Origin of the sequence: Stenotrophomonas sp. 2YAF22, from assembly GCF_052114665.1 — a bacterium.
GTDB lineage: Bacteria > Pseudomonadota > Gammaproteobacteria > Xanthomonadales > Xanthomonadaceae > Stenotrophomonas > Stenotrophomonas indicatrix.
In genome coordinates, this window is record NZ_JBFRFE010000854.1 from 1 (window position 1) to 1363 (window position 1363).

Annotated in this window: 1 protein-coding gene; it reads right to left on the minus strand. The window is 72.3% G+C overall.

What is annotated here, in order from left to right; translation table 11 throughout:
- Positions 1–1276, minus strand: a 1276-nt coding sequence (locus AB4Y84_RS21720) for a hypothetical protein (RefSeq protein ID WP_442250940.1), incomplete at its 3' end; no start/stop codon positions are given.
- Between the last annotated feature and the right edge of the window lie 87 nt (positions 1277–1363).

Consider the following 1363-nt stretch of genomic DNA (forward strand, 5'->3'; position numbering starts at 1 on the left):
CCCATTCGGCGAGCAGCGATTCCTGCGGCACCCAATACTTGTCGAACGAGGTAGGCGTGTAGTCGTACGGCGGCCGCTTCAACCATTTGCCGGACTCGGCGATGCGCTCCTTGCTCCAGCCGTCGTTGGCCCCACCGGGTGCGCCGCGCTCGGCCTTGCCGGCCCCGTCCTGGCCGGCCACGCGTACGCTGCCGTCAGCGTTGAACAGACCGTCGCCCTTGCCCGCACTGGTTTGCGCGGCGCCCTGGTTGGCGCCGTCGCGATTGCGGCTGGAAGCGCCCCAGTCGTCACCGCGTGCGGGCGTTGCCCAGTTGCCCGGGGTTGGTGCCGGACGGGCGCCCGCCTGTGCGGCGACGGTACTGGTCGTCGCAGGGCGCGCCACGCTGGCGCTGTTCTGGGCCGAACTGCCGGCGGGTGCCGGCGTCGGCGTGGTCGCGCTGCCTGACGCAGTCGACGCGGCAGGTTGCGGAGCGGCAGCAACCTCCCGTTCGCGCACCTGCACCTCGCGCCCGGCAGGCGCACGCACCGTGGGCTCGCGCCCTGCGACGGTGGCCATGCGCACCTGCGGATCGGTCACGGCCTGCACTTCGCGCTCGCGCACCTGTACGTCGCGTTGCGGTACGCGTACCTGGATGTCGGTGGTCCGCATCGGCTGCGGCGCCACCGGCGCTTCGACCGTGCTGATTTCGCGCTCCTGCACCTGCACATCGCGCACGCGCGGAGCCTGCACTGCCACGTCGGGCGTGCGTACCGGCGTTGCTATCGGCGCAGCCTGTACCGGCAGCACGCTGCGCTCGCGCACCGTCGGAATGGTGTCGCGAGGCACGATGCTGACCTCGGTGCGCGGCAGTGCGACCGGCGGCACCACGAATTCGGCGGTCGCCTCTGCAACTTCGGTGGCCTGTACCGGTGAGGGCGGCGGTGCGGCCACCGGCGCCGGCTCCACCTCGGGCGGCGGCGGCACGCTGGCGGTCGGTGCCGTGGCAGCGGCAGTAGAAGACGGCGCAGGTGCAGACGGTTGCGGCCGGGGCGCTGTCGCCGCTCCGGCATCCTGGCCTGCGGCTGCGGCACCGGCCTCTGCGGCGGCAGCTGCCTCGGCACCGGGCTGGTCGCCGCCGCCTTCCTGTGCAGCACGGCCGACGAATTCAATCTGCACGCGCTCACCCTCGCTGCCCTGCTCGTCCGGCGAAGACGTGCGGATCACCGCCACCCACAGCAGCAGCAGGAAGAACAACAGATGCAGCAGCGCGCTGAGCAGCGCCGAGGTCCAGCGCATCCAACGCTGGTCGCGAGGCGCCGGATCCCAGTCCTGCCAGAACAGGCGGCGMAGGGACGCCCATGGCCCCAGCGCCGGCAATTGCCC